Source organism: Bifidobacterium indicum (genome assembly GCF_036987015.1).
In the GTDB taxonomy this organism is placed as follows: Bacteria; Actinomycetota; Actinomycetes; order Actinomycetales; family Bifidobacteriaceae; genus Bombiscardovia; species Bombiscardovia indica.
The window spans coordinates 470350-497335 of the sequence record NZ_BTXM01000001.1 but is presented as its reverse complement, the minus strand read 5'-3'; the positions used below and the strand labels follow the sequence as shown (position 1 = coordinate 497335).

Here is a 26986-nt window from a genome sequence, read left to right as displayed (position 1 = left end):
GGGGTTCATCCCCGGGTGTCTGTACAATATGGAGTAATCTATTGTTCTGGAGGTTGCCGTGGCCGCTGTCAAAATTGCCTTGGAAGTCGTTGTCGTTATCGCCAGTATCCTGCTCACACTGCTGATTCTGATGCACAAGGGGAAGGGCGGCGGGCTGTCTGACATGTTCGGCGGCGGCATTGGCTCCAACGCCGGCACCTCGGGCGTAGCGGAAAAGAACCTGAATCGCCTGACCATCATCGTCGCCCTGATCTGGGTGGCCATCATCATCGCGCTGAGCCTGATGGCCAAGTACAAGATCGCCTGATCCGATTCAGTTGTCGCTCCGGCCGGCGGTCGGGGCTTTTTTATGCCCGTGGAAGCAGTCCCCAAGTCCTGGGAGGTACCGCTTGAACCCTGTGCGGAAGCGTGACCTGTGCCGATCTGAATCATGAGGTTCGATATGGTCGGGGAGCCGTCACAGCGTATCCCTGTAAGAGGGGGTTCCGCAGTCGATTCGAAGAGGGCGTGGTCGGACGATTGGTTCCGTCCCTGGTTGTATCCACACAGAAACATCAGCCTCGACATCCATTCCCGAAACCGTGGACAGTCACAAGTCCGTTTTGCGGACCAAAACCTGAGAGGGCAGGACAGGCGGTCACGCGTCGTGAATCTGTGGCATTGAGAGCCGGGGGAGGGGATGGACCGAATCTTCAATTCGATCGACCCAATCTGATTCCCTCCGGAGGACATACGCGATTTGACATAGGCAATGTCGGAGGATCTCCGCCTCCGACAGGGTCGTGAGATGGTCCGGTGATCCCCAGCCCTTCCAGGGAGGGTTGCACGGTGTGAAAGCACTTGTAAAACAAGAACAAGCAATCGATGCCGTTGTTCGGGTGCAGGCAGGATGGCCCCCTCATACCTCGGGTATTCCTTCATTTCCTGTTATGTCCCACATGGAGGGTGAGCACCCTGACAGAATTTCCCGAGTGGGATTCGCACATCAATGAGACGGTCTCTCCGCACAAACCCCATACTCGCTAGATTGGTCTCCAATCGCGTTGTACATGGGTGCAGCCATCACACTGTGCAAGCGAAGGAACATACCCATGGCCGAGCAAGTCGCACCGAGTCCTGAAGGTTGGTTCTGCTTCCACCTCTTCCGGAAAATCGATCGATCCAATTGCCGGCAGGTGCCGTCACGGGAACGGCAGGACTGTCTGGATGAATTCGCGGTCCTGGTCTCCGTTTCTTGTATCAGGCTTCAATACGAGGGAAAGGGAGGCCGTTACTGGTGCCGGGTCAACGGACAGGAGGCGGACCTTGGTCTTATGATTCTCAGGGAGATGCCGGATGGACTTCAGGAGATCGAGACCTCATTGGAGAAGCTACACCTCTTCGACCATCTGGTCTCCACGATCTCCTATGTCTCCGTCACCGAGGTCTGTCTCTATTCCGGCGAACCGACGACCGACCGTGGCTGGTTCTCCATATCAACGCCAGTCTTCACCCCCTCGCGCCGGACAAGCCCTATATATCTGCATCTTCCCCATGTCGAAAACCCGCCTACCGGGTGCCAACTGGTACACAATTCCCTTCGACCAACGCTGGACCCAGATGCATGATCATGGGAGGATAAGACGCTCATACTCCGGCAAGGTCTATGAGGGATTGAAGTACATTGCCCCATTCATCAGTGCCTCGATTGACACCATCGTGACGGACGGCATCACCCGGGTAATCAGTCTCCAGTATTACGTCTGTTCGAGTGAGGGCTACTATGTGCCCGCCAGGCCCCGTTGAAACCCATTCGGGCATGACCCAGCTGCCAATGCGGTCCTGGCGGAACCACCGGGATCTGCTCCATTTCCGAAAGGACCAGCTGATTGCATGAAGAAACTGACCGGCAGGTCCGATACCCAGGGTGATTTTCAGCGCCCACTCCCTTCCTCGGCACGTCATCGAGGGAGGGATAACCCCTACAACGTATGAGGTGGTCGGTCTGACCAAGGCCGTGGCCCGGGAGGAGGGGATCGTCAGGACCGGTACATCCCGGCCTGGCAGTCTGCCGGACGTACCGAGGAACCATGGATCGTCCCGGTTTGCTTCGTTCACCATGAATCTGATCGCCGATGGCAACGTCAAAACCACCGTTTCCGCCCCCATCGGCTTCGTCGCAGACAACCCGGGGGTCTGCGACGACGTTGACCTGGAGCTGTCTCGGGCCGTTCAGTCCACAGGAATAACCTGATCAGACTCAACATGCCCAACGATAGCCCGGTCCTGATCAGCACCCTCGAACAGATGGTCGAATAAATGCCGAACCGGTGGGTTCGATAGCGGCGAACAGACCGATCAGGTTCCGGTTTACCAGGATTTCTGACAGAGGGAACGACGAGCACCCCATCCGGATCCGTACCGGGTGGGGTGCTCGTCTGCGTCCTTGGTCAAGAATGATGGCCGATGGTTGTAAGACCCGCGGCCAGATTCTCAGCCGTTGACTCGATCAATACCCTTCTGGACGTCGGAGAGGACCGAATCCCACGAATCGATGAAGGCTGCGACACCGTCGGCTTCGAGCTTGTCGGTCACATCCTTAATGCTGATGCCCAAGTCTGCCAGCTTCTGCATGACCTGGTGGCTCTCCTCGTAGGTGCCCTTGATGGAGGGTGAGCCGTTGCCGTGGGCCGCCAGGGCCTCAAGGGTCTTTTCGGGCATGGTGTTCACGATGTGTGGGGCAACCAGCTCATCCACATACTTGCAGTCCGAATAGGCAGGGTTCTTGGTTCCTGTCGAGGCGAAGAGCGGGCGTTGACGCTTGGCGCCCTTGGCCTCCAGGCCAGCCCAGCGGGAGTCCTTGTCGAAGGCCGACTCGAAGAGCTCGTAGGCCAGGCGTGCATTGGCGACGGCAGCCTTGCCCTCCAGAGACTTGGCCTCATCGGATCCGTTGGCCTCCAGAAGCTTGTCCACGGCGGTATCCACGCGGGAGACGAAGAATGAAGCCACGGAACCCATGTGCTTCAGGTCATGGCCGTTCTTGTCGGCCTGGACCATGCCTTCGATAAAGGCATCGATGACCTGCTGGTAACGCTCCAGGGAGAAGATCAGCGTCACGTTGACCGAAATGCCCTTGGCCAGGGTTGCGGTGATGGCGGGCAGACCCTCCAGGGTGGCGGGAATCTTGATCATGGCATTGGGCCGGTCCACCTTGGCCCAGAGCTGCTCGGCCTGCTTCTCGGTCTCTTCGGTGTTGTGGGCAAGACGGGGATCCACCTCGATGGAGACGCGACCATCCACGTAATCGGTCTTCTCTGCGACCTCACGGAAGATATCGGTGGCGTTGCGCACATCAGTGGTGGTCAGTTCACGTACGGCATCCTCGACATCGATGCGCCCCAGCTGTTTGAGCTGCTCGTCATAGGGACCAACCTGACTCAGGGCTTTTTGGAAGATTGAGGGATTGGTGGTCACGCCCACCACGTTGCGTTCGGCGATCAGCTGCTGCAGATTGCCGGACTCGATACGGGTACGGCTGAGATCATCCAGCCAGATTGAAACACCCGAGTCGCTCGTACGTTGTGTATTTGCATTTTCTGCCATCTTGTAACTCCTTTTTGGGTTCTTGACGGTAACACATTCAGTATGCTTCACCACGAAGCCATATTCGGTATTCCCTTCCGGCCGGCGACATATTGCCGACCGGAAGGGGGAGATGGATCAGTCCCTGCGGGCAGGTGCATGCGGAGGCTGATCCGGGTCGAATCAGAAGGCCTTGCGGACTTCCTCCATGGAGGCCTTGGCGGCTTCGACCACATGCTCCGGGGTGATGCCCAGGTCACGCATGTTCTCGTCACCACTGCCCTGCAGACCGAACCGTTCGATGGATACGGGCTTGCCATAGGAACCAAGGTACTTGTACCAGGGCATGGACAAACCTGCCTCGACCGAGACGCGGGCCTTGACGGATGCCGGGAGAATCTCCTCCTTGTAGTCGTCGTCCTGCTCCTCGAACCACTCCATGGAGGGCATGGAGATGACTCGGGCCTTGACATCCTGCTCACCGAGGGTCTTGGCGGCGGCCACGGCGTGCTGGACCTCGGACCCGGTGGCCATGATCAACACGTCGGGCCGACCCTCGGTATCGACCAAAACATAGGCTCCCTTGCGAACACCATCGCGCGCCCTGGTCCTGGTCTCCTCCAGGGTAGGTACACCCTGGCGGGTCAGAATCATTGCCGTGGGATGGGTGTTGTCCTTCTCAAAGAAGGCACGGTAGGCCTCGGCGGTCTCGAACTGATCGGCCGGACGCACAACCTCCATCTGGGGGATGGCGCGCATGGCGGACAGATGCTCAATCGGCTGGTGGGTAGGACCATCCTCACCCAGGGCTACTGAATCGTGGGTCCAGATGTAGAGATTGGGGATGTCCATCAGCGCGGCCAGCCGCACCGAAGGACGCTCATAGTCGCAGAACTGGAAGAAGGTCCCGTTGAAGGGCCGGGTATCCGATCCGAGCAGGATGCCATTGGTGATTGCACCCATGCCAAACTCACGCACGCCAAAGTGGAGCTGACGACCGTACTTGTTCGCCTTGGGCCACTGCACCGTCTCATCGCACTCCGGCGCAAAGGACACGGCGCCGTTGATATTGGTGTTGTTGGACCCACCCAGATCGGCGGAGCCTCCCCAGAGCTCGGGCATGATCGGAGCCACGGCATTGATGACCGCACCGGACGCCTTACGCGTTGCCACCTTGGAACCGGCCTCGAAGCTCATCTCCAGATCATCGATGGCCTTGTCGAAACCATCGGGCAGCTTGCCGGCATGAATCCTGTCGTGCAGAGCGGCCTTATCGGGGTTGGCCTGGCGCCAGGCCTGGTAGCTCCGGTCCCATTCCCTGTGGGCCGCGAGTCCACGCTGGGCGACCTCACGAGCGTGGGCCAAAGCTTCCTCGTCAACCTGGAAGGACTGCTGGGGATCATATCCCAAGGTGGTCTTCAAGGCGGCGACCGCCTCGGCGCCCAGAGCGGAACCATGGGCGGAGGGGTCATTGGTCTTGCCGGGGGTGGGCCAGGCCATCAGGGTATCGACCTTGATGAACTTCGGCCGATCGGTTACCTGCCGGGCCTTCTCGAGCACGGCTGCAAGGCCTTCGGTATCCTCCTTGTAGGACCCATCGGGCTGGATGAAGCTGAACTCATCGGTATACCAGCCGTAGGCCTGATAGCGCTCGAGGATATCCTCGCCCAGAGCGATCTTGGTGTCACCCTCGATCTGGATGTGATTGGCATCAAAGATAACGGTCAGATTGCCCAACTGCTGGTCACCGGCCAACGAGCTGGCCTCCGATGAGACACCCTCCTCAACATCACCTTCGCCGCAGATGACCCAGATGTTGTGGTCGAAGGGGGACTGCCCGGCGGGAGCATCGGGATCCAGCAGGCCGCGCTCGTAACGCTGGCCATAGGCGAAACCGACGGCCGAGGCGAGCCCCTGCCCCAGTGGGCCGGTGGTCATCTCGATGCCGGGGGTGAGACCATACTCGGGATGGCCCGGAGTCCGGGTTCCTGCTGTACGGAACCGCTTCAGATCGTCCAGGGTGAGACCGTATCCGGAGAAGTAGAGCTGCACATACTGGGTCAGAGAGGCATGACCACCCGAAAGGATGAAGCGGTCGCGGCCTTCCCAGTCCGGATCGTTGGGATCATGCTTGAGGAAGTGCTGATAGAGCGTGTAGGCGATGGGCGCCAGGGAGATGGGTGAGCCGGGATGACCGCTGCCGGCCTTCTCGACGGCATCGGCTGAGAGGACCTTGGCCATCTTGACCGCCCGCTCGTCGAGTTCAGACCATGTGAAATTGGACATATGGTATCTACTTTCCTTCCAATTGAGAGGTCTCCATGTTCGACTTGTGTCGAAAATGTTCGATTACCTTCACATTGCACTCCCATGATATCGGTGCGAGCCGACACGATTCGGCTCTTCGCACTATCTTTTGGCACTCTCGCAATCAGAGTGCTAAGACTTGAGTCATGACGGAAGGAGCATCATTGGCCAATACCAGACGCATGTTGGTCCTGCGCGCCGTCGTAGAGGACTATATCCGCTCTCAGGAACCAGTCGGTTCCGGATCCCTGACCAGAAACCACCACCTGGGGGTCAGCTCCGCAACCGTCCGCAACGATATGGCCGCTTTGGAGGAAGAGGGCTATCTGATTCAGCCCCATACCTCGGCAGGACGCGTCCCCACCCAGAAGGGGTACCGGTACTTTGTCGATCGTCTGGCCACGGTGGTTCCTCTCTCCGCCGCCCAGCGCAGGGGCATAGACGTCTTCCTGTCGGGGTCTGTCAACCTTGAGGACACCCTTCAACACGCCGCACGCCTCCTTGCGCAGATCACCGGGCAGATAGCCGTGGTGGCCTCACCCTCACTGGCCCATTCGAACCTGAGACGATCCGAACTGATCAGACTGGGGAGGGGGTCCGTCCTGGTGGTTGTCATCACGGATACCGGCAGGGTCGTGCAACGCACCCTCCACGGCTCCCACCAACCAGCCCCGGATGCCCTTGCAGGTCTTTCGGACATGATCAACGAGCAGTGCCACGACCTGCCGCTGACCCAGGCGGCCGAACGATGCCAGCTCATGGCTGATTTCAACCCTGAATCCGACGCCAAGTCCATGCTTCGCATCCTGGCCGCCGTCTTCGACGAGATGGCCACCAAGGAGCAGACCAGCGGAATATACATGGCTGGCACCTCACAGCTGACCCACAGCCAGGCCGTGTCCATTGGAGACCTTGCCCCCCTTCTGGATGCCCTTGAGGAACAGGTGGTCCTGATGAGGCTGATGAAGGCACAGAGTGAGCTTTCCCGCGAGAACAACGGGGTCAGCGTGGCCATCGGGACCGAAACCCAGACTCCGGAGCTGGTTCATGCGTCGGTGGTGACATCCGGTTATGGTCATGCCCATCAGCAACGATCGGGTGCGGACGATGCGGATCTGACCGATGAACCGATCGCCTTCGTCGGGTCGATCGGACCCACCCATATGGACTATGCAGTGACCATGAGCGCGGTCCGGGCCGTGGCATCCTACCTGACCGGTTTTCTGGCCGGGGCGGAAGAACAGTAAGCCCGTTGGGACCTAGCTGACTCGGGTCTGTGGAAGAATAGGCCAGCACAGAAACACAGAAGGAATATCGGTGGCAGATTACTACGAGGTTTTGGGCGTCGAGCGCACGGCGAGCGACGATGAGATCAAGAGGGCCTATCGGAAGATGAGCCGCAAGTACCACCCGGACATCGCCGGGCCGGAGTACGAGGATAGATTCAAGGAGGTCAACAGCGCCTACGAGGTGCTTTCGGACCCCCAGAAGCGACGCATGTACGACCAGGGTGTGGACCCCAATGATCCGCAGGCGTCCGCTGCGGGTGGATTCGACATGGGCGATGTGTTCAGCCAATTCTTCGGCGGCGGTTTCGGAGCGGATTCACGGGGTCCCATACCGCGCACACAGCCGGGACGTGATGCCCTGGCCGGGGTCGACATCGACCTGAAGACCGCCATTTTCGGCGGCACGGTTCACACGCAGATCCACACTTTCGGTCTCTGCCAGGAGTGCGGCGGCTCCGGCGCCCAGAAAGGAACCTCGCCGGTCACCTGCCCGGTCTGCCAGGGGAGGGGGTATGCCCAGAAAGTGGTACGCACCCTCCTTGGCCAGATGATGAGTCAGGCACCTTGCGAACGCTGCGAAGGTCACGGAACGATCATCGAGCATCCCTGCCCGCAATGCCAGGGACACGGCAGGGTCAGGGTCAGGCGGGATGTGGGCATCAACGTCCCGGCAGGCGTCGCTGACGGATCGCGTCTGCGTCTGGCCTCCCAGGGCGAGGTGGGCGAAGGGGGCGGCACCGCCGGCGACCTCTATATCGATATCAGCATCAAGGCCGACAAACGATACACACGCAGTGGTCAGGACCTCCACTGCTGGATTTCCATCCCCATGACCTGGGCCGTCCTGGGCCATGCCGTCGACCTGGATACCTTCGACGGCCCCCGCCAGATTCAGATACCGGCCGGAAGCCAGCCCGACGATGAAGTGACGATGAAGGGTCTGGGGGTGACCAGGCTGGGGAGCAAGGAGGACCGAGGCGACATCGTCGTCCATGTTCTGGTTCAGATCCCCACCAAGCTTGACGATCGGGAGCGCGGCCTGATTGAGGACTTCGCCAAGAGCCATGACTCGGGTGCCAGGGAGATCCCACAGGATTCCAAGCCCACAGGAGCCGGTGCCAGGAAGGGTCTCTTCGACAGGCTCAAGGACATCTTCAACTAGCGAGACCCCCGAGTATACGGATAGGCCCCGGGCCCTGCAGGATTACCTCCACAACCGGGGCCTATCCATATGCTCGGTTCCTTCCCGTTCAGCCAAGCAGGGATCGACACATGGATCGGTATTCACTCACGTACCCGCCTCCGAAGAAGGCACAGTGCCCGGCGATTGCATAAAGCTGCCAGAGGGTCAACCTATTCTCATACCCCCTTGCCAGCGGGTGGACCGACTGATAGCCATCCATGATCTGACTCAAATAGGGGATGCCGAAAAGATGAAGCATGGCCAGATCCTCTTCACGATGTCCACCATGCGCCGCCGGATCGATCAGGACCGCCTCGGTCTGACCATCGTTCCTGGTCCACATCACATTGCCGCTCCACAGATCGCCATGGACCCTGGCGGGCCTGTCATCGGCCGCGGCACCCAGCATCTCCGGCAAGGCCTGGATGATCTGACGGGTCATATCCATATCGCCCTGGTTCAGAGCCCGCCTGTCCACGGCCATCCGGACCATGGGCTCAAGTCGAGCCTGCCCCCAGTAGGTCGCCGGATCGTCCCAATCTCCCGTTGCCATGGGGAGGGGGTCCTGGAGGGGGCCGAAGTAGCAGGTTCCATGATATCCCTCCGGGGCGGAGCCGTAATGATCGGCTCCTGCATCGTGCATTCGGGCCAGCTGGGCGCCGAACCTATATGCCGCACCACCGCTGGGCGAGGTTGAATCCACCTCTTCGATATCGAGATGGTCCTTGCCCCAGTCATAGACATCGACCACCCTGGGACCACCCACCGCCTGTGCCTGACCCAGCCAACGCAGACCGAGCCCTTCACACTCGAAGAACCCGGCGGGTGCTCCTCCGCGTGACTTCCTGTATGTTCCGACCATGTCCGTACCTCCCTTGCGCGATAGCCCGACGATTCCATTGTGGGCATTCTGCGAGACATGCCACCTTCACGCGCCACAAGCCCATGGTTGAAGGCTAAGCTCTCATATCATGAACTTCTTTGAATCCATGCTTTTCGGCCTGGTGCAGGCCCTGACCGAATACTTCCCGGTTTCATCGAGCGCCCACATCCGCATCCTGGGAGGGCTTCTGGGACAGGATCCGGGAGCGGCCTTCACCGCGATCATCCAATTCGGCACGGAGTTTGCGGTCCTCCTGTATTTCCGCCATGACATTGCGCGGATTCTTACCCACTGGCTCCGTTGCCTCCTGGGCAAGGACGGAACCTCCTGGCGCAAACGCCTGGGTACCGACGACCACGATGCCGCCATGGGTTGGTATATCATCATCGGCACCATCCCCATTGTTCTGGCCGGAATGATCTTCCAGAAGATGATTGAGACCAAACTGCGCAATCTTTGGATCACCGTAGTGGTCCTCATCGTCTTCGGTCTCCTCCTGGACTATTTCGACAGGCATGGACGCCAAACCAAGGAAATCAAGCAGATGAACGTCAGGGACGCCATCCTTTTCGGCGTGGGACAGATGCTCGCCCTGATTCCCGGTGTCTCTCGTTCCGGGGGTACCATCACCTTCGGCCGAGGACTCGGATACACTCGAGAGTCCGCCACCCGTGTCAGTTTCCTGATGGCCATCCCGGCCGTATTCGGTGCCGGCATCCTGGAGACCTACAAGTCGGTCAGGAACATCGATGCCGATGCTGCCTTCCCCGGATGGGGTGCCACCATCTGCGCCACCCTGGTCAGTTTCCTGGTCGGTTATTTCGTCATCATCGCCTTCCTGAAAATCGTTTCACGGTTCTCCTACCGGGGTTTTGTCATCTACCGAATCTGTCTTGCCCTCATCGTGGCCCTGCTCCTGATCTTCCATGTCATACCGGCCGTCGGGGGTGTTGCCGCCGCATGACGCGGGAACCGGCCAGGTTCGGTTGCACACTCCGTCCGGCGGCGGAACCTGCTCGTTAGGAGCGTTCAGCCTGAAGTGATGGCGAACGAGGCAGCTGAGGTTGTCGGACAATCGGTGCTTGCTGCCGGTCACACCCCCGTGACCAGACTTTTCACCATGCTCGTAAAGAGGGTAGGACGGTCGGCAGATCTCCCTGTCGGAGGCCGCGCCGCAGCCTATGCCTCTATCTGGTCACATATCTGGTTTCCCGCCGAATCGGACAAGGTCATATGCATAGGCAGGTGCGAAATACAGCAACACGGGGATCATACCAGGACAAGACCGAGATCGGTGTGGTTACGGCGGTCGTCAGCAAATATATGGGATAGACCCGATTCATGACGGCTGGCCCGTGGAGATCGGGGACGATTGTGGGCATGGCAGTGAAGACGATGGTTCTCTCGATGGCCATCATGAACGAGTCCGCGAAACAGCAAGGGTGACCAAAGTAACATTTGTCCTGTTGCCTACGGATTGCGTTGTACTTGACATTTCCTGTACTTTCTCCATTATATTTTTCAGGCAGAACCACATATCTCACAACCCGCCCGAACGACACGACAGGCCGGATCCAACAGATGCAAAACATCACGTAGCCATGCGATAATGTGGATGCTTTCTCGAATACCGTTGCGGTAGGACGAAAGTCATGCACGCAATCGGCTCGGGTGGTAGATGACGAGTTCGAGAATCACAACAGAACAGGAAGCTCATACGGATGGACACGTCCGCTTCCGATGACATCAACCGGTAGAGTAATCTGCCCTGTTAGGATGTTGAGGACCAGCAATGCACTTTACAGTTGCAAACATCATGGAGGTTTCCCCTCTGGCCGAGTTCTTGTCCGATGCTTTCGGACCTATGGCCGAAATCGCCGTGCACGATCTGCACAGGCCGCATGCCTCCATCGTCTTCATTCGCAACGGTCACCTGTCCGGCCGCAAGAAGGGCGACGCCATGACCAAGGAGACGCTGGAGCTGGCCCGAAAAGCCGAAGATAGCGGTATCGACTTTATTTCCGACTACCGAGGCCGCGATTTGAACAACCATCAGTTCAGGGTGTCCTCATTGTTCATTCGCAACCAGGAGGAGCATATCATCGGCGTCCTCTGCATCAATATCAACATCACTGAGCTTCAGAGGGCCGCACATCTACTGCAGACCATCAGTACAACGGATTCGGTCAATGGTATGGTCTCTTCCGGCATACCAAGCCAGGTATTGGACGAGGACCCCGAGGAGAATATCCGCAGGATCGCCCAAGACGTAATAAAACAGATTCAGGTCCCCATTGACAAGCTGAGCAGGATCGAACGTCTCAGGATCATCAAAGACATCAAGGATCGCGGCATCTTCCTGATCAAGGGTGCCGTAAATATTGTGGCAACAGAGCTCAAGATCTCCGTGCCCACCCTCTACAGGTACCTGCAGGCGCTGAAGTAGCTTCCACCCGCTTTCACCCCCCTGTCCACCTATAAGAAAACCTCCGGCAGGGGAGAGGGGGGGGGGTATATTTCTTCACGCTGCCGGAGGGGAATTGAATATCGAACCCCGGAAAAATCCACGATGATGGGAAATCTCTGAGGATCGGACCGCGACCCGACGCTCGGATCGCCGAAGTATGACACACCTTATACGAAAGGTCTCAGTTCAAAGGTTCGGGCCAACCATTGCTCGAACCCGCTGAGCACAGCGGCAGGAGCCATCGAAGTCCGCACAAGAGGACTCCGCTCCATCAGCATGCCACCACCCTTCATCCGTAACGACGGCTCAATACCTCGCCATCTGCACCTACAGGGAACAAATAGCAAATTATCACAAGCCTCGGTCAATCACAAGCTTCGAGCTCAGCGTACGTGTCGAATCGGGTTATTTCAGGAAAAATCGACCAGGTGTGCTTCAGCGGTGCTCATCGATGAACTCAGATCCTGAAGGGCCAATGATAAATCATTATCATGTTGGACCTGGCCCCTGTTTCCTTAGGTACTTATCCTCGACCAGATTCAACGGCAGGCGTTGCAGGGCACATCAAAGACCAACCCACAAAGGAGGGGAACACGAAAAACGGCGAACCAACGGTAGCTCACACATCGGATTGGGGTGGGCGATGCAGGAATCGAACCTGCGACCCCTTCGGTGTGAACGAAGTGCGCTAGCCGCTGCGCCAATCGCCCGAAATCCTGAACGACCGCATAACCGCGATCCTCGTGGGCGATACTGGATTCGAACCAGTGACCCCTTCCGTGTCAGGGAAGTGCGCTACCTCTGCGCCAACCGCCCGGGTCATTCTCTTGCGAGAGAGGTGGGTACGAGAGTCGAACTCGTCTATACGGCTTTGCAGGCCGCTGCCTAACCGCTTGGCTAACCCACCGTATTGGTTAAACTGCTCGAAAACCTCGAGCGGGCAACGGGACTCGGACCCGCGGTCTCGACCTTGGCAAGGTCGCGCTTTACCAACTAAGCTATGCCCGCACTTCAACCAGCCATAGGCATGACTGCCTGAGCACGAGTAACTACTATATCCGTGAATGCGGAATGAGGCAAGAAGAGCGTGTCGCCCACCCTCCGCTGATGGCATACCCCGCGTATCAGCGGCTTCCTACCGGTAATGTGAGAGGTATGAGAGAAGAAGCCAAGCAGCATTGCGTCATGGTGGCGGCCTTTGACGGCTGGAATGATGCCTGCTCAGCCTCGACCAACGTCATCCGCCACCTTCTCGATGTCTATGACTCCCGCGAGGTGGGCAATATCCAGGGCGAGGGGTTCTACGACTACCAGATGTCGCGACCCATGCTCTGTCATGTACAGGGCCGGAGGCGGATCATCTGGCCGTCCACCAAGTTCTACCTGGTCCAGATCGATCAGGACCACACCCTCCTCCTGGAGATGGGCCCCGAGCCGAATTACCGCTGGACCGAATTCTGTCGGCAGAGCATCCACATGGTTGAGGACTACGAGGTGGATTCCATCATCACCCTGGGCTCCATGTTCGCCGACTGCCCCCACACCAGGCCCCTGCCTATCGACGACCTGGCCAGCGACCAGGCCCTGACCGACACGGACGGCCATTCCGGCCCCATCGGCATCCCCACGGTCCTTGATGCCCTGGCCACCCAGGACGGGTATACGACCGAATCCGTCTGGGTGTCCGTGCCCCAGTACCTGGGCAGCGATGAATGCGCCCAGGGCACCCTGCAGCTCCTGGAAAGACTCTCCTCCATGCTGGGCATGGACCTGGAACAGGGGAACCTGCCGCGTAAGGCACTGGAGTGGAAGGCCCAGGCATCCGTCCTCCTCCACTGCAACGACGACCTGGCCAGCTACGTGCACCGTCTGGAGATGGAGACCGACAAACAGTCGGAAGACCAGATGAACGTCCAGCTGGATGATCCGACCGCCCAGGAGCTGGTCAAGGAGGCTGAGGACTTTCTGCGTTCCATGGGCGACAAGGGCCCCGGACGGAGCCCCGAGGACTAGGGTCCGGGCCGGACCATGATTCCCGCCCTTGTCTGACTTACGACATAATCTGTCCTCGATAACCATGTCCAGCCTGCACCCTGTAACGCGGGCTCCGATAGCAAGGACGGCATTCATGACACAGTCGAACATCTCCATAAATTTGAGCGGTGAACACAAGGAGGTGGCAGCGGATCAGACTGGAGTCCAGCTCTTTGCTGATGACAAGGACATCATTGCGGTCAGGATCAACGACCAGCCACGCGACCTCTACACCCCCCTCCACGAGGGTGATTCCGTCGAGCCCATCGCACTGACCAGCGAGGACGGTCTGGCCATCATGCGCCACTCGGCCACCCATGTCATGGCCCAGGCCGTCCAGGAGATCCGCCCGGATGCCAAACTGGGCATCGGCCCGGTCATCAAGGACGGGTTCTACTACGATTTCGACGTCGAGAAGCCCTTCACCCCTGACGATCTCAAGGAGATCGAGAAGCGGATGAAGCAGATCATCAAGTCCTCCCAGCGCTTCCAGAGGCGGGTGGTCAGCGAGGACGAGGCCCGTGCCGAAGAAAAGGACCAACCCTACAAGCAGGAGCTGATCGGGGCCAAGGAGGCCGAAATCAGCGGTGAAGAGGCCACCGAGGTGGCCACCGGCGGCGAGCTGACGATGTACGACAACCTGGACCGGGATGGGAAGACGGTCTGGAGCGACCTCTGCCGTGGGCCCCATCTGCCCAACACCCGTTACATCAAGTGCTTCAAGCTGATGAGGACGGCCGCCGCCTACTGGCGCGGTGACGAGAAGAACCCCATGCTCCAGCGCATCTACGGCACGGCATGGGCCTCCAAAGATGACCTGAAGGCCTACATCTCCCGCCTGGAGGAGGCCGCCAAACGCGACCATCGCAAGTTGGGTGCCGAGATGGACCTCTTCTCCTTCCCGGACGAGATAGGGCCCGGCCTGCCCGTCTTCCATCCCAAGGGAGCCGCGGTCATCAACGCCATGGAGGATTACTCCCGTCAGATGCACCGTCGGAACGGCTACTCCTTCGTCCAGACGCCGCACATCACCAAGGGCCACCTCTACGAGATCTCCGGACACCTCCAGTGGTACAAGGACGGGATGTACCCGCCCATGCATTTGGATGAGGAGCAGAACTCCGACGGCCAGGTGACCAAGCAGGGCTTCGACTACTACCTGAAGCCCATGAACTGCCCCATGCACAACCTGATCTTCAAGTCCAGGCAGCGGTCCTACAAGGAGCTGCCCCTGCGGCTTTTCGAGTTCGGGACGGTATACCGTTACGAGAAGTCCGGCGAGGTCCACGGCCTGACCCGTGTACGCGGTCTGACACAGGACGATTCCCACATCTACTGCACCCGTGACCAGATGAAGGGGGAGCTGACCAGTCTCCTCCAGTTCGTGCTGAAGGTCCTCAAGGACTTCGGACTGAACGACTTCTATCTGGAGCTCTCCACCAAGGACCCCCACAAGTTCGTCGGGTCCGACGAGGTCTGGGAGGAGGCCACCAACACCCTGGCCGAGGTGGCCAAGGACTCCGGTCTGGAACTGGTGGACGACCCCGAGGGAGCGGCCTTCTACGGTCCCAAGATATCGGTCCAGGCCCGCGATGCCATCGGGCGCACCTGGCAGGTCTCGACCATCCAGCTGGACTTCAACCTGCCCGAGCGCTTCCAGCTCGAATATGTGGCCGCCGATGGGTCACACCAGCGCCCGGTCATGATCCACAGGGCCCTCTTCGGCTCCATTGAGCGCTTCTTCGCCATACTCCTGGAGCACTACGCCGGCGCCTTCCCCGCCTGGCTGGCCCCGGTCCAGGTCCAGGCGGTTCCGGTGGCCGATGAGTTCGCCCCCCACCTGGAATCCTTCCTGGAGACCCTCAGGGATGACATGGTTCGTTGCGAGATCGACCGGTCCGATGACAGGTTCGGCAAGAAGATTCGCAATGCGGCCAAGTCCAAGGCCCCCTTCATCCTGATTGCCGGCGAGGAAGACGTTTCCAAGAATGCGGTCTCCTTCCGATTCAGGGATGGCAGTCAGCTCAACGGGGTTCCCGTGGAGTCCGCCAGGGCCTGGATCGCCGAGGCCATCTCGACCAGGGTCCAGATCAACTCGGTTGACGACTTCACCTCGCAGACCTCGGCCACGGCTTCAGAGCAAGCCTGAGGCAGGACGGAACCATGTTCGAACATCTACGTCGCCCCTGGAAACGCATCATCGCACCTATTGCCAGGGGCCTGGTAAGGATCGGGGTCACCGCCAACGGGGTGACCATCATCGGCGCTGCCGGTACCGTCATCGTCGCCATCGCCACCGGCCTGACCGGCTGGCTCCTGCCCGGGGCCATCGTCCTGGCCATCCTGGTGGCCTTCGACTCCCTGGATGGGTCGGTGGCCTCCATGACCGGTGGCGGCACCCAGTTCGGAGCCTTCCTGGACTCCACCCTGGACAGAATCGCCGACTGGGCGGTCCTGACCGGTGTCATCGTCTATCTGCGTCGCCATGAGGTTCTCTGGATGGCTGACGGGTCCCATCAGGGACCTGATATCTGGGCCCAGATCGGCATGGCCGCAGCCCTCTTCGCCATCATGACCTCCTTCGTCACCTCATACGCCCGGGCCAGGGCTGAGGCCGAGGGGTTCGAAGCCAAGAACGGCATCGCCACCAGGTCCGACCGCCTGGTCATCATCCTGGTGGGCATGGCCCTGACAGGTGCCGGTCTCCCCTTGGCAGTCCTCAGCTGCTTCCTGGTGGCCCTCGCCCTTCTGGGCATCGTCACGGTCTGGCAACGCATCAGTCATGTCAGCCAAGATATGAACAGGAACCCGCGGCCGGCCGATCCCAGCCACGAGTGAGGCCCCATGCTGGACCGCCTACTGATTCTGACTGCACGGTATGCCCGGTGGGTGCCTGAAACCCTGATACGAGGGTTCTTCCTCCTCTGCGCCGACATCTCCTGGCTCCTGCGCATCGGAGGGGTCAAGCAGCTCGAGGCCAATCTGACCCATGTGCTTGGGTCTGCGGGCAGGAAGCGGCTCCGCCATGTGAGCAGACTGGGCATGCGCTCCTATTTCACCTATTTTTCCGAAGCCCTGACCGTCGGTGCCCGCAGCCCCGAACAGCTCCTGGCCAGAATCAGGCCCGCCGGCACCGGTTTCCCGGACCCGGCCAAGGCCATGATCGAATCCCGGTCCGTGCCGATCGGAATGGGGCATCAGGGCAACTGGGATTATGCAGGCTTCTGGGCCGGCAGGGCCGTTGGTCCCGTGACCACGGTGGCTGAACGGCTCAGTGACCGGTCGCTCCTGGAGGCCTTTGCCCAGATTCGTCGTGACCTGGGCATCCGGATCATCCTGACCGGTGAATCGGGAATCATCGAACGGTTGACCGGCATCCTGTCGGATCCGGGACAGGTCGTCCCCCTCCTGGCGGATCGGGACCTGAGCCGGAACGGGGTCTTCGTCAGAGCCTTTGACTCGTGGATCCGGGTGGCTGCCGGACCTGCGGTCATCGCCCTGGATTCCCATCTCCCGCTCTACACGGTCAACATGTACCGGGAGAAGCTGAGTGGTGAACGCAGACGACAGGCCGGTACACCACGCGGATACATCTGCTCGATCGACGGTCCCATAGACACCGAGGCCTTCCAGGATCTTCCCCGGGACCGGGCCGTCCGGGAACTGACCCAGGCCTGGGTCGACCAGTGGGCCCGGGGCATCGGGGAGCACCCGGAGGACTGGCACATGCTCCAGCCGATCTTCATCGAGGATCTGGACCTGTCCAGGATGCACGGGGTACCTGAACACATACGAGTCGAAATCCGGAAACGGCAGGGCAGGGGAGAGGGGGACCGGTCTTGAGGGCAGTCATGGAAGACACGAGTTCAGGTATCACCACCCTCGACCCCCTGGGGGGGAGACATCTCCGGGTCGGCATCATCTCGCCATACTCCTTCGAGACCCCGGGAGGCGTCCAGCTCCACATTCGCGACTTCGCCCAGCAGTTGATGAAGCGCGGACACCAGGTCCAGGTCCTGGCCCCGGGGCGACGAACCAATGACATGCCCCTCTGGGTACAGACCACCGGGTCTTCATTCGCCGTCCCCTACAACGGATCAGTGGCCAACCTGAGCTACTTCGGTTCGGCCGGTCGTGTCACCCGTCAGTGGGTCCGTCAGGGCCGGTTCGACATCCTCCACCTCCATGAGCCCGAGGTACCCAGCCTCAGCCACAAGCCCCTGATCAGGGGGTTCGCCCCCTGCCCGTATGTGGCCACCTTCCATGCCTCCTTCGACACATACCCGCTGGCCATGCGGATCACCCGGCCCTACCTGCGCAGCTACCTTGCCAACATCCGGCAGGCCATCTGCGTCAGCCCGTCCGCCCTGCAGACCGCGGAGCACATACTGACCGACAGGATAGACACCCAGATCATCCCCAATGGCATCGATGCGGGGTTCTTCCGGAAGGCCACTCCCGAACGCGAGTGGGAGGGAAGACCGGGAGCCCCCACCATCGGTTTCCTGGGACGGATGAAGGAGGAGCGCAAAGGATTCCGCATCCTTGCCCAGGCTGCCCCGACCATCCTGGCCGCAATGCCCGGAGTCCGATTCCTCTGCGCAGGAGACGGGGAGAAGGAGGCCAGGGAGATGCTCAGGGACATCGACCCCGACCTGTCCAAGCACTTCCTCTTCCTGGGCAGGATCAGCGATGATGACAAGGCATCCTTCTATCACAGCCTGACCATGTATATAGCCCCGCAGACCGGTGGGGAGAGCTTCGGCATCGTCCTGACCGAGGCCATGGCCGCAGGATGCCCCGTCGTGGCCTCCGACCTCCAGGCCTTCCGGGACGTCTCCCAGGAGGGGACCAGCGCCAGGCTCTTCGCCAAGGGCGACCCCATGGACTGTGCACGGGTCATCCTGGAGCTCCTCGGCCGGTACGACAGCCGCCGGGACCTGGCGGACCGGGGCCGGAGACGGGCCATGGACTACGACTGGAACCATGTGACCGACCGGATCCTCCAGGTATATGCCAAGGCCCTGGAGGAGGGAGTCCCTGGCCGCAGGGGATGGAATCCGCTCAGAAGGGCAACCGTGACGGCCAGCCCGGGCCGTTGATCCGGGCATTCCCCAGAGCGAAGCGGGTTGGCACCAGGCCCCTGCGACCCCTATGATTGTCAAAGAGCCAAATTAGAATTCCATTCGTTTATGCATTCGTACCGTCAGGAGTCATATGTCAGGGCATTCGAAGTGGGCCACCACCAAGCACAAGAAGGCAGCCATCGACGCCAAGCGTGGCAAGCTCTTCGCCAAGCTGATCAAGAACATCGAGATCGCCGCCCGGACCGGTGGCGGTGACCCGGACGGCAATCCCACCCTGTACGATGCCATCGTCAAGGCCAAGAAGTCCTCGGTCCCCGCCGATAACATCTCCAGGGCCGTCAAGCGCGGTTCAGGCGAGGAGGCCGGGGCGGCCAACTACGAGACGATCGTCTACGAGGGCTACGCACCGGCCGGTGTGGGCATCATCATCGAGTGCCTGACCGACAACAGGAACCGTGCCGCGGCCGAGGTCCGTTCCACCCTGACCAAGGGTGGCGGCTCCCTGGCCCAGAACGGCTCGGTCAGCTTCAACTTCGAGCGCAAGGGACAGATCGTGGTCCCCGCCGAAGGCACCGACTACGACACGGTATTCGACAAGGCGGCCGAGGCGGGCGCCGAGGATGTCGAGGACAACGGCGAGAGCTTCACCGTCCTGACCGGTCCCAGCGATATGGTCACGGTTCGCAAGGCCCTCCAGGATGCCGGAATCGACTACGACTCCGCCGACCTGGTCCTCAACCCCAAGAGCGAGGTCTCCCTGGACCTGGATTCGGCCCGCAAGGTCTCCAAGCTGATTGACAACCTGGACGATCTGGACGACGTCCAGGAAATCTACAGCAACTGGACCGCACCCGACGACGTCCTGGCCCAGTTGGACGAAGAGTGAATCAATGATCGTTTTCGGCGTCGACCCGGGACTCACCCGTTGCGGCGTCGGTGTCATCGAAGCCGGCGCATCGCGCCGGCTTTCCTTTATCCATGTCGATGTGATCCGTTCCGACCCGGACCAGTCGCAGGACCTCCGTCTCCTGGCCATCTACCAGGGCTTGAGCGAGAAGATGGACCTGTTCAGTCCGGATGTGGTCTCCATTGAACGTGTCTTTGCCCAGTCCAACAGGAACACGGTCCTGGGCACGGCCCAGGCGGCCGGTCTGGCCATGCTGGTGGCAGCCCAGAGGGGGATACCTGTGGCCCTGCACACGCCGACCGAGGCCAAGATGGCCGTAACAGGAAATGGCCAGGCCGAAAAGATCCAGGTCGAGCGCATGGTGGCCCGGATTCTGGGGTTGGACAGGTTGCCCCAACCCGCCGATGCGGCGGATGCCCTGGCCCAGGCCATCTGCCATGCCCTGCGTCCGGCCGGGGCGCTTCAGGGCGGCGAACGCGAGGAGCACCTGACCCCCGCACAACGTCAGTGGGCGCAGGCGGCGGCCCACCAAAACAGGCGTGCGGGAGTCCACAGAGACATGTAAGCTGATTCGAACAGACGTTCGAGTGCATGGGTCCATTACGTGGAGGTGATCAATTGCTGGCTATGCTGTCAGGACGGGTGGCCGCCATCGAGGCGGGATGTGCCATCATCGATGTGTCGGGGGTGGGTTACGAGGTTCGTATGCCCCAGTCCGATCTGGGGTCCATGAGGTCCGAAACCACGGTCACGGTATTCACCTCCCTGAATGTCTCCCAGGATTCGGTCACCCTTTACGGATTCCTCTCCCGCACCTCCAAGAGTCTCTTCGCCCAACTGCAGAAAGTGAGCGGGGTAGGCCCCCGTGTGGCCCTCTCCATCCTCTCGACCCTGACCCCCGACCAACTCGCCCAGGCCGTTGCCGACGGTGATTCCACGGCCCTGTCACGGTCTCCAGGCCTGGGCAAAAAGGGCGCCCAGAAAATCATCCTGGAACTCTCCGGCAAACTGGACCTGAATAACCCGGATGGTTCCCAGCAGAGGCCGAACCGGGATTCCGGCAGCCACCAGGTGGTCGAAGGGCTCATCTCCCTGGGATGGCAGCAGCATGATGCCGAGCAGGCGGTCGACCAGGTCAGCCAGGAAGGTGACTTCCCGATGCCCCTGGGCAGGCAGGACGTACCCAAGGTCCTCAAACAGGCCCTGGCCCTCCTTGATAGGGGACGCTGACATGGCAGGTTCCCTGAATGAAGCCGCCAATCTGGATGCCAATGAGGAATCACTGCGCATGGTCTCGGCCAAACCCATCGAGGGTGAGCCAGTCAGCGACGAGGAACTTCGTCCGGAAACACTGGCCGGGTTCATCGGCCAGCCCAGGCTCAAGGCCCAACTCAGGCTCTTCCTGGAAGCAGCCAAAAAGCGCGGTGTTGCACCCGACCACATCCTCCTGGCAGGCCCCCCCGGCCTGGGCAAGACCACCCTGGCCATGATCGTGGCCCACGAACTTGAGGTCCCCATCCGGATCACCTCCGGGCCTGCTGTCCAGCATGCAGGTGATCTGGCCTCCATCCTCAGCTCCCTGGAAGCAGGTGAGGTCCTCTTCATCGACGAGATCCACCGCCTGCCCAGGGCTGCCGAGGAACTGCTCTATATAGCCATGGAGGACTTCCGCGTCGATGTCATGGTGGGCAAGGGCCCAGGAGCATCATCGATTCCTCTGACCCTGCCCAGGTTCACGGTCATCGGGGCCACCACCAGGGAGGGGATGCTCCCATCCCCGCTCCGAGCCCGGTTCGGATTCACGGCCCACCTGGATTTCTACCCGCACGAGGAGCTCGAAAAGCTGATTGAGCGATCGGCCAAGGTCCTTGGTCTCTCCCTGGACGAAGACGCCGCCCACCAGCTTTCCCTGAGATCCAGGGGCACACCCAGAATAGCCAACCGGCTTCTGAGGAGGGTGCGCGATTGGGCCATCGTCCATGATCTGGCGGCAGTGGGCCCCGACGACGTCAAGGATGCCCTCTCCCTCTACCAGATCGATTCCGAAGGACTCGACCGCCTGGACCTGGCCGTGCTCAACGCCATCGTCAACAGTTTCGACGGGGGGCCTGTCGGCCTGAACAACCTGTCCGCCATGGTCGGGGAGGAATCAGAAACCGTGGAGACCGTGTGCGAACCCTACCTGGTCCGTGAAGGCTTCCTGGTACGCACCCCCAAGGGGCGTGTGGCAACCGCCAAGGCCTGGGAACATCTGGGCAAAAAACCGACCAAGGATGTCATGAAGCTGTTTTAGACTGAATACTTCGGACAGCTTGCATGGCCGACTGAACGTTCCGGCCACAATTTGAGGAGTCGACAGGAATTATGGAATCCATGCTTTTTATGATCGTCATCATCGCCCTGATGATTGTGATGATGTGGTTCAGCAGCCGCAGGAACAGGCAACAGCAAACAGCCGTTCAGGACTTCCGCGCCTCCCTGAAGCCTGGGGATGAAGTGGCCACAAGCACGGGACTTCTGGGCAAGATCGTTTCCGTCGACCAGGAAAAGGAACAGGTGGTCCTCGACTCCGAGGGTTCCCTCTCACGCTGGCGCATCCAGGCCATCACCAAGCCACCGATCGTCCCCGCCTACGTCCATGACGACGAGGTGGATGAAAACGGCAACCCCCTGCCCGAAATCGAAGAGGGCGAGGATAATGCGGACAAGGACGAGAACCCCGATGGGGCGGCCGCCGACTCGACCAGGCAGTCAACTGATGAGACCGCATCCGTCAAGGGTGGCCAGGTCGATGACGGAGCCCCGAAGGATGAGTCAGCAAAGGATGACGCTTCCGGCTCCGAAGACGACTCCCACACGGCCGATGAGAATGAGGACAAGTCCGCAGCTTCGCGTCAGTAGGTCCTGGCTGAGCCTGTTCGGTCGGCAAGGGACCTGTTTCGAGACCTATAGTTGCGGAACCCTCCTTGTGATATTGAACAGGTATGATTACAGAGTCTTATCAGATCCAAGGAGCGAGACAGAAAGAAGACCATGGCTCATTCGGACGATATCAGAATCGGACAGCTCGAGGGCGTGAGCGAGGACGACGCCAAGTATCTCATCTCCTTGATTCGTACCATACCCGACTTCCCCAAGCAGGGTATCCTCTTCCGGGACTTCATCCCGGCCCTGGCCGATGCTCGTGGCCTGGCCATCCTGCTTGAGGCCATGGAAAGGAATCTCCCCATACAGTCCGACCGGTTCGACCTGGTTGCCGGCCTCGAGGCTCGCGGTTTCCTGATCGGCCCACAGCTCGCCGCCAAAGAGGGCAAGGGATTCCTGGCCCTGCGCAAGGAGGGGAAGCTGCCCCCCGAGACCCTGTCCCAGGAGTATTCCCTGGAATACGGCAATGCCAAGATAGAGGTTGAGAAGTCCTGTATCAAGCCCGGCCAGCGTGTTCTGGTGGTTGATGACCTGATTGCCACCGGTGGTTCCGCCCAGGCCGCAGCCCGCCTCATCGAGCAGGCCGGGGGCCAGGTGGCCGGATTCAGCTTTGTCATGGAGCTCAATGGCCTGCACGGCCGTGAGGCCCTGGACGCATATCCGGTAACCAGCCTGCTCAACATGCCGGCCTGACTACAGAGGGGAGGGGCAGACACCATGGATCTCTATGAGTACCAGGCCAGGCAGTTGCTTCAGGAACATGGTATTCCCCAGCCAAGGGCCATCTATGCCGCTACAGCCGAGGAGGCCGGAGAAGCCGCCGACACCATCGGGTACCCCTGCATGATCAAGGGGCAGGCCACCATCGGTCACCGGGGTCAGGCGGGCGCGGTCAAGCGTGCAGACAACCGGGAAGAGGCCGTGCAGCTGGCTGAGCGAATCCTCCCCATGTCCGTTTCCGGCCATCCCATCAAGGGGGTACTGGTCACCAAGGCCGAAAACATCCTCCACGAATACTACGTTTCCATCTCCGTGGACCGGGCCTCGCGGGATTACGACGTTCTGGCCACGGCCAACGGCGGCACCGAGGTCGAGGCCATCGCCCTACAGCACCCCGAGTCCGTCAAGCGCCTGCACATCAGCCCACTGGAGGTCTTCGACCGCCAGGCGGCCAAGGCCATGGCGGGACGCATCGGCTTCTACCACGCCGATCTGGACCAGGCGGCCGACATCCTCCTGCATATGTGGGAGACTTTCCAGGACTGCGACGCCACCCTGGTGGAAATCAATCCCCTGGCCAAGGTCGGGGACCCGGACGACGAGTCAACCAAGCATCTCGATGCCCTGGATGCCAAGATCTCCCTGGACGGCAACGCCGCCTTCCGTCATGACGGATGGACCCGCTTCTCCGACAGCGGACAGGACGACCCCTACGAACGCAAAGCCAAGGATAACGGTCTTCACTATGTCCACCTGGACGGTCAGGTCGGAGTCATCGGAAACGGCGCCGGCCTGGTCATGAGCTCCCTCGATGCGGTCTCCGGGGCAGGTCAGGACCAGGGCAAGGCGGTCAGACCCGCAAACTTCCTCGACATAGGCGGCGGCGCCTCGGCCCAGGTCATGGAGACCAGCCTGGATGTGGTTCTCTCCGACCCCCAGGTGCGGTCCGTCATGGTCAACGTCTACGGAGGCATCACCTCCTGTGAGCAGGTGGCCCAGGGCATTGTACAGGCCGTCGCACACCGTGACGACCCCAGACCAATCGTCGTCCGCTTCGATGGAAACGCCGCTCAGGAGGGCCTGCGCATCATCGCGGACAGCCATGATGCCCGACTGAAGGTGGCCGACACCATGGAGGAGGCGGCCGCCCAGGCCGTCCGTCTGGCTGCCGAGGAAGCTTCCGACTTCAAGGAGGGTGCACGATGACCCTGTTCATCGAAGACGGGGCAACGGTCATAGTCCAGGGTATGACCGGCCACCAGGGCATGGTCCATACGGCCAGGATGATTCAGGCAGGTACCAGGATCGTCGGCGGGGTCAACCCCCGCAAGGCCGGCGCCAGGGTCGAATTCACCCTGGCAAACGGAACCAGCGAGTCCGTTCCGGTCTTTGCCGACTGCACCCAGGCCGTCACGGCCACCCATGCTGCAGCCTCGGTCATCTTCGTCCCTCCGCGCTTCGCCAAGGATGCCATGGTGGAGGCCATCCAGGCCGGGATCCCCCTGATCGTGGTCATCACCGAGGGAATCCCTGTGGCAGACACCGCCTACTGTGTGGCCCTGGCCCAGGATCGGGGATGCCGCATCGTCGGCCCGAACTGCCCAGGTCTGATGACCCTGCCCTCACAGCCCGGTTCCAGGGGCAGCAATCTGGGCATCATCCCGGACGGAATCGTGGGCCGGGGACCTGTCGGACTTGTCTCCAAGTCGGGCACCCTGACCTACCAGCTGATGGGTGAGTTGGCCTCCATCGGCTTCACCGCCTGTCTGGGCATCGGCGGCGATCCCATCGTCGGCACCACCATCCTTGAGGCCCTCCAGGCCTTCAACCGTGACGAGGAGACCAAGGCCTGTGTCTTGATCGGCGAAATCGGCGGCACGGCCGAGCAGGATGCAGCCAGGTGGGCCGCCACCCACATGACCAAACCCATCGTCGCCTACATCGCTGGCTTCACCGCCCCCGAGGGCAAGCAGATGGGCCACGCAGGAGCCATCATCTCCGGTGGGAAGGGAACCGCCCAGGACAAGAAGGAGGTTCTGGAATCGGTCGGCATTCCGGTCGGCACCACCCCCGGCCAGACCGCCGAACTGACCACGAACATTCTCAGGGAGCATGCCATCATATGATCTCCCGTCTCAGGACCTGGGGTAGGGGGGCTCTGGAGGCTTTCCTGGCCATGGCGATCTACACCGTGACCCTGGGTGTCTGCATGGCCCTGATGCTCCTCATCATCTCGATAGAGGAGGGCGGCCCCTCCCTCTCCATTGCCACGGTCCCGCTGACGGAGACCCTGATCCTCCTCACCGAGGGATGCGGCTTCACCGCCGGGTCACTGACCCTGACCATCATTCCCCTCCTCCTGACCATAGGAATGATCTGGCTGATCAGGGCCCTGGTCTCCCGGTTCGGCACCTCCACGGGAGGGTGGTGTCTGGGCACCCTGACCTGGATGGTCATGAACCTGATCATCCTCCAGGGTACGCAGGCGGTCCAGGTGGACACCACACCCGCCATACTCTTCAAAACCGCGCTGGTTTTCCTCATCGGATACCTTCTGGCCCTGGTCACATCCGAGGGATTCCATGACTGGTGGGAGTCCACGGTCCAGGCCGGGATTCCCTCCTGGTTGCGTCGATCGGTCCGCCTGGGCCTCTCCTGGGGTACAGCCCTGGCAGGGGGTTTCCTCCTGATGGGGCTGATCACCCTGATATGCTGGCTGGCCCTCTACCACGATGCCGTGGGCCGACTCTTCCACCTGGCCCGCATGGGTACCGCCTCATCCGTCGTCACTTCAATCGCCTCCCTGGCCTGGCTGCCCACCATGGTGATCTGGGCCTTTTCCTGGCTCCTTGCCGACGGGTTCGCCATAGGTGACCTGGCCTCCTTCACCCTCTGGTCCGGGCATGCCAAGAGCCTGCCGTCGGTTCCCCTCTTCGGTCTCTTCCCCGATCCGGTTACCAATTCGCAGGTGAGGACACTCCTGCTCAACATTCCCCTTCTGGCCGGATTGATTCTTGGCTTCCTGCTTCTCCTGGGTCCACGCAGTTACCGCCTGATAGCGACTGTCCGCAAGCATGGCGTTCTCTCCAGGACCGTCATCAAGCGCTTTCTACTGGCCACCCTGGCCATGGTCCTGGCCTGGCTGATCTGCCTGGTCATCTCCATCCTTCTCTTCGCCTTGTCCAATGGGGCCCTGGGCACCCAGCGCCTGGCCTCGGTGGGGGTCTCCGTCTCTGCATCCGGCAAGATGATTGCCATATCCCTGGGCATGGGCCTTATAACCAGCTGGATCATGACCATCCTGGCGGGATCCCTGCTGGTGTTGTGGAACCAGGTCGAATCGCATATTCAGAAGGAGGGGGCCCTGGTCACCGGCCTCACCGGGCAGGATGATGACGACCAGACCCGGAAACAGCGAGGAGAGGACACTCGGGAGGGCGACGAAACGCATCCAACCGACCACGGGAACCGGGATGGGAATGAATCCAAACCTGGGCAGGACCCCGTCAGGGAACCACGCCGCATTGTCTCCTCCGAAACGCAGAAGCACCAGGGCCCTACCTCTGGCAGGGCCAGGAGCGCGAAGTCCAAGAACCATTTTCCGAACCAGTAACCAACCAATC

General features: G+C 60.8%; 25 protein-coding genes and 4 tRNA genes. 22 read left to right on the top strand and 7 right to left on the bottom strand.

Features of this window, described 5'->3' with window-relative positions; translation table 11 throughout:
* The first annotated feature begins 58 nt into the window (after positions 1–58).
* The 4 genes from secG to AACP59_RS02210 all read left to right on the top strand — a co-directional run bounded on the left by secG (position 59) and on the right by AACP59_RS02210 (position 2233).
* Entirely contained in the window at positions 59–307 is a 249-nt protein-coding gene (gene secG, locus AACP59_RS02220; RefSeq protein WP_297316817.1) for a preprotein translocase subunit SecG, read from the top strand.
* A 742-nt stretch (positions 308–1049) separates the two neighbouring features.
* A complete protein-coding gene (locus tag AACP59_RS09460; RefSeq protein WP_370465954.1) occupies positions 1050–1607 on the top strand; it encodes a chlorite dismutase family protein in 558 nt (185 codons plus the stop codon).
* Complete coding sequence (locus AACP59_RS02215) at positions 1534–1785, top strand: hypothetical protein (protein WP_339349669.1); 252 nt, start codon at positions 1534–1536, stop codon at positions 1783–1785. The genes AACP59_RS09460 and AACP59_RS02215 overlap by 74 nt, the downstream gene beginning before the upstream one ends.
* Positions 1786–1906: 121 nt before the next feature.
* Positions 1907–2233 (top strand): ferrochelatase, encoded by a 327-nt coding sequence (locus AACP59_RS02210; protein WP_339349668.1) that lies wholly within the window; start codon positions 1907–1909, stop codon positions 2231–2233.
* A gap of 239 nt (positions 2234–2472) precedes the next feature.
* On the opposite strand, the gene tal is transcribed toward AACP59_RS02210, so the two are convergent.
* A complete protein-coding gene (gene tal, locus AACP59_RS02205) occupies positions 2473–3582 on the bottom strand; it encodes a transaldolase (protein ID WP_297316814.1) in 1110 nt (369 codons plus the stop codon).
* Between the two features lie 162 nt (positions 3583–3744).
* Positions 3745–5847, bottom strand: a complete 2103-nt coding sequence (gene tkt, locus AACP59_RS02200) for a transketolase (protein WP_297316813.1) — start codon at positions 5845–5847, stop codon at positions 3745–3747.
* Positions 5848–6032: 185 nt separating this feature from the next.
* Between tkt and hrcA the strand changes: the two genes are divergently transcribed.
* Together hrcA and dnaJ are read left to right on the top strand one after the other, a co-directional pair.
* On the top strand, positions 6033–7115 hold the full coding sequence (gene hrcA, locus AACP59_RS02195; protein ID WP_339349667.1) for a heat-inducible transcriptional repressor HrcA: 1083 nt from the start codon (positions 6033–6035) through the stop codon (positions 7113–7115).
* A 70-nt stretch (positions 7116–7185) separates the two neighbouring features.
* Positions 7186–8319: a molecular chaperone DnaJ gene (gene dnaJ / locus AACP59_RS02190; RefSeq protein WP_297316811.1), complete on the top strand. Its 1134-nt coding sequence runs from the start codon at positions 7186–7188 to the stop codon at positions 8317–8319.
* A gap of 88 nt (positions 8320–8407) precedes the next feature.
* Here the strand turns inward: dnaJ and AACP59_RS02185 are convergent, their stop codons facing one another.
* Positions 8408–9202, bottom strand: a complete 795-nt coding sequence (locus AACP59_RS02185; RefSeq protein ID WP_297316810.1) for a fructosamine kinase family protein — start codon at positions 9200–9202, stop codon at positions 8408–8410.
* Positions 9203–9311: 109 nt separating this feature from the next.
* On the opposite strand from AACP59_RS02185, the gene AACP59_RS02180 reads away from it, so the two are divergent.
* Together AACP59_RS02180 and AACP59_RS02175 are read left to right on the top strand one after the other, a co-directional pair.
* Positions 9312–10187, top strand: a complete 876-nt coding sequence (locus tag AACP59_RS02180; RefSeq protein WP_339349663.1) for an undecaprenyl-diphosphate phosphatase — start codon at positions 9312–9314, stop codon at positions 10185–10187.
* Positions 10188–11015: 828 nt separating this feature from the next.
* Positions 11016–11669, top strand: coding sequence for a helix-turn-helix transcriptional regulator (locus tag AACP59_RS02175; RefSeq protein WP_297316808.1), 654 nt, complete (start codon positions 11016–11018; stop codon positions 11667–11669).
* A gap of 658 nt (positions 11670–12327) precedes the next feature.
* Here the strand turns inward: AACP59_RS02175 and AACP59_RS02170 are convergent.
* From AACP59_RS02170 to AACP59_RS02155, 4 genes are all read right to left on the bottom strand, one after another.
* Positions 12328–12400: transfer RNA gene (locus AACP59_RS02170), tRNA-Val, on the bottom strand.
* 34 nt (positions 12401–12434) lie between these two features.
* Positions 12435–12506: transfer RNA gene (locus tag AACP59_RS02165), tRNA-Val, on the bottom strand.
* A 20-nt stretch (positions 12507–12526) separates the two neighbouring features.
* Positions 12527–12597 (bottom strand) — tRNA-Cys (locus AACP59_RS02160).
* A gap of 28 nt (positions 12598–12625) precedes the next feature.
* Positions 12626–12698, bottom strand: a tRNA-Gly gene (locus tag AACP59_RS02155).
* Positions 12699–12845: 147 nt separating this feature from the next.
* On the opposite strand from AACP59_RS02155, the gene AACP59_RS02150 reads away from it, so the two are divergent.
* The 14 genes from AACP59_RS02150 (at position 12846) to AACP59_RS02085 (ending at position 26976) form a co-directional block, all read left to right on the top strand.
* Positions 12846–13703 (top strand): PAC2 family protein, encoded by an 858-nt coding sequence (locus AACP59_RS02150; RefSeq protein ID WP_297317103.1) that lies wholly within the window; start codon positions 12846–12848, stop codon positions 13701–13703.
* Positions 13704–13818: 115 nt separating this feature from the next.
* The gene (gene thrS / locus AACP59_RS02145) at positions 13819–15873 is read left to right on the top strand and encodes a threonine--tRNA ligase (protein WP_297317102.1); all 2055 of its coding nucleotides are present in this window, start codon (positions 13819–13821) and stop codon (positions 15871–15873) included.
* A 14-nt stretch (positions 15874–15887) separates the two neighbouring features.
* Positions 15888–16562, top strand: coding sequence for a phosphatidylinositol phosphate synthase (gene pgsA / locus AACP59_RS02140; protein WP_297317101.1), 675 nt, complete (start codon positions 15888–15890; stop codon positions 16560–16562).
* Between the two features lie 6 nt (positions 16563–16568).
* Complete coding sequence (locus AACP59_RS02135) at positions 16569–17567, top strand: phosphatidylinositol mannoside acyltransferase (protein ID WP_339349660.1); 999 nt, start codon at positions 16569–16571, stop codon at positions 17565–17567.
* An 8-nt stretch (positions 17568–17575) separates the two neighbouring features.
* Positions 17576–18826, top strand: a complete 1251-nt coding sequence (locus tag AACP59_RS02130) for a glycosyltransferase family 4 protein (protein ID WP_339349659.1) — start codon at positions 17576–17578, stop codon at positions 18824–18826.
* A 115-nt stretch (positions 18827–18941) separates the two neighbouring features.
* Complete coding sequence (locus AACP59_RS02125) at positions 18942–19697, top strand: YebC/PmpR family DNA-binding transcriptional regulator (RefSeq protein WP_297317098.1); 756 nt, start codon at positions 18942–18944, stop codon at positions 19695–19697.
* Positions 19698–19701: 4 nt separating this feature from the next.
* Positions 19702–20283 carry a crossover junction endodeoxyribonuclease RuvC gene (ruvC, locus tag AACP59_RS02120; RefSeq protein WP_339349658.1) on the top strand — a complete coding sequence of 194 codons (582 nt, stop codon included), beginning with the start codon at positions 19702–19704 and terminating at the stop codon, positions 20281–20283.
* A 53-nt stretch (positions 20284–20336) separates the two neighbouring features.
* Positions 20337–20948, top strand: coding sequence for a Holliday junction branch migration protein RuvA (gene ruvA, locus AACP59_RS02115; protein ID WP_297317096.1), 612 nt, complete (start codon positions 20337–20339; stop codon positions 20946–20948).
* Between the two features lies 1 nt (position 20949).
* Entirely contained in the window at positions 20950–22011 is a 1062-nt protein-coding gene (gene ruvB / locus AACP59_RS02110; RefSeq protein WP_339349657.1) for a Holliday junction branch migration DNA helicase RuvB, read from the top strand.
* Positions 22012–22082: 71 nt separating this feature from the next.
* Positions 22083–22619, top strand: a complete 537-nt coding sequence (gene yajC / locus AACP59_RS02105) for a preprotein translocase subunit YajC (RefSeq protein ID WP_339349656.1) — start codon at positions 22083–22085, stop codon at positions 22617–22619.
* Between the two features lie 132 nt (positions 22620–22751).
* On the top strand, positions 22752–23336 hold the full coding sequence (locus AACP59_RS02100; protein ID WP_339349655.1) for an adenine phosphoribosyltransferase: 585 nt from the start codon (positions 22752–22754) through the stop codon (positions 23334–23336).
* Positions 23337–23360: 24 nt separating this feature from the next.
* Complete coding sequence (sucC, locus tag AACP59_RS02095) at positions 23361–24569, top strand: ADP-forming succinate--CoA ligase subunit beta (RefSeq protein WP_297317092.1); 1209 nt, start codon at positions 23361–23363, stop codon at positions 24567–24569.
* A complete protein-coding gene (gene sucD / locus AACP59_RS02090) occupies positions 24566–25489 on the top strand; it encodes a succinate--CoA ligase subunit alpha (RefSeq protein WP_339349653.1) in 924 nt (307 codons plus the stop codon). The genes sucC and sucD overlap by 4 nt, the downstream gene beginning before the upstream one ends.
* A complete protein-coding gene (locus tag AACP59_RS02085) occupies positions 25486–26976 on the top strand; it encodes a cell division protein PerM (protein ID WP_339349651.1) in 1491 nt (496 codons plus the stop codon). Before sucD ends, AACP59_RS02085 begins: the two co-directional genes overlap by 4 nt.
* Positions 26977–26986 lie beyond the last annotated feature (10 nt).

Bases quoted from the DNA above. Each gene is read 5' to 3' on its own strand.
- AACP59_RS09460 (WP_370465954.1), top strand. From the start codon at position 1,050: ATGGGTGCAGCCATCACACTGTGCAAGCGAAGGAACATACCCATGGCC.
- AACP59_RS02215 (WP_339349669.1), top strand. From the start codon at position 1,534: ATGTCGAAAACCCGCCTACCGGGTGCCAACTGGTACACAATTCCCTTC.
- tal (WP_297316814.1), bottom strand. From the start codon at position 3,582: ATGGCAGAAAATGCAAATACACAACGTACGAGCGACTCGGGTGTTTCA.
- tkt (WP_297316813.1), bottom strand. From the start codon at position 5,847: ATGTCCAATTTCACATGGTCTGAACTCGACGAGCGGGCGGTCAAGATG.
- AACP59_RS02185 (WP_297316810.1), bottom strand. From the start codon at position 9,202: ATGGTCGGAACATACAGGAAGTCACGCGGAGGAGCACCCGCCGGGTTC.
- AACP59_RS02180 (WP_339349663.1), top strand. From the start codon at position 9,312: ATGAACTTCTTTGAATCCATGCTTTTCGGCCTGGTGCAGGCCCTGACC.
- AACP59_RS02175 (WP_297316808.1), top strand. From the start codon at position 11,016: ATGCACTTTACAGTTGCAAACATCATGGAGGTTTCCCCTCTGGCCGAG.
- AACP59_RS02150 (WP_297317103.1), top strand. From the start codon at position 12,846: ATGAGAGAAGAAGCCAAGCAGCATTGCGTCATGGTGGCGGCCTTTGAC.
- thrS (WP_297317102.1), top strand. From the start codon at position 13,819: ATGACACAGTCGAACATCTCCATAAATTTGAGCGGTGAACACAAGGAG.
- pgsA (WP_297317101.1), top strand. From the start codon at position 15,888: ATGTTCGAACATCTACGTCGCCCCTGGAAACGCATCATCGCACCTATT.
- AACP59_RS02135 (WP_339349660.1), top strand. From the start codon at position 16,569: ATGCTGGACCGCCTACTGATTCTGACTGCACGGTATGCCCGGTGGGTG.
- AACP59_RS02130 (WP_339349659.1), top strand. From the start codon at position 17,576: ATGGAAGACACGAGTTCAGGTATCACCACCCTCGACCCCCTGGGGGGG.
- AACP59_RS02125 (WP_297317098.1), top strand. From the start codon at position 18,942: ATGTCAGGGCATTCGAAGTGGGCCACCACCAAGCACAAGAAGGCAGCC.
- ruvC (WP_339349658.1), top strand. From the start codon at position 19,702: ATGATCGTTTTCGGCGTCGACCCGGGACTCACCCGTTGCGGCGTCGGT.
- ruvB (WP_339349657.1), top strand. From the start codon at position 20,950: ATGGCAGGTTCCCTGAATGAAGCCGCCAATCTGGATGCCAATGAGGAA.
- yajC (WP_339349656.1), top strand. From the start codon at position 22,083: ATGGAATCCATGCTTTTTATGATCGTCATCATCGCCCTGATGATTGTG.
- AACP59_RS02100 (WP_339349655.1), top strand. From the start codon at position 22,752: ATGGCTCATTCGGACGATATCAGAATCGGACAGCTCGAGGGCGTGAGC.
- sucC (WP_297317092.1), top strand. From the start codon at position 23,361: ATGGATCTCTATGAGTACCAGGCCAGGCAGTTGCTTCAGGAACATGGT.
- sucD (WP_339349653.1), top strand. From the start codon at position 24,566: ATGACCCTGTTCATCGAAGACGGGGCAACGGTCATAGTCCAGGGTATG.
- AACP59_RS02085 (WP_339349651.1), top strand. From the start codon at position 25,486: ATGATCTCCCGTCTCAGGACCTGGGGTAGGGGGGCTCTGGAGGCTTTC.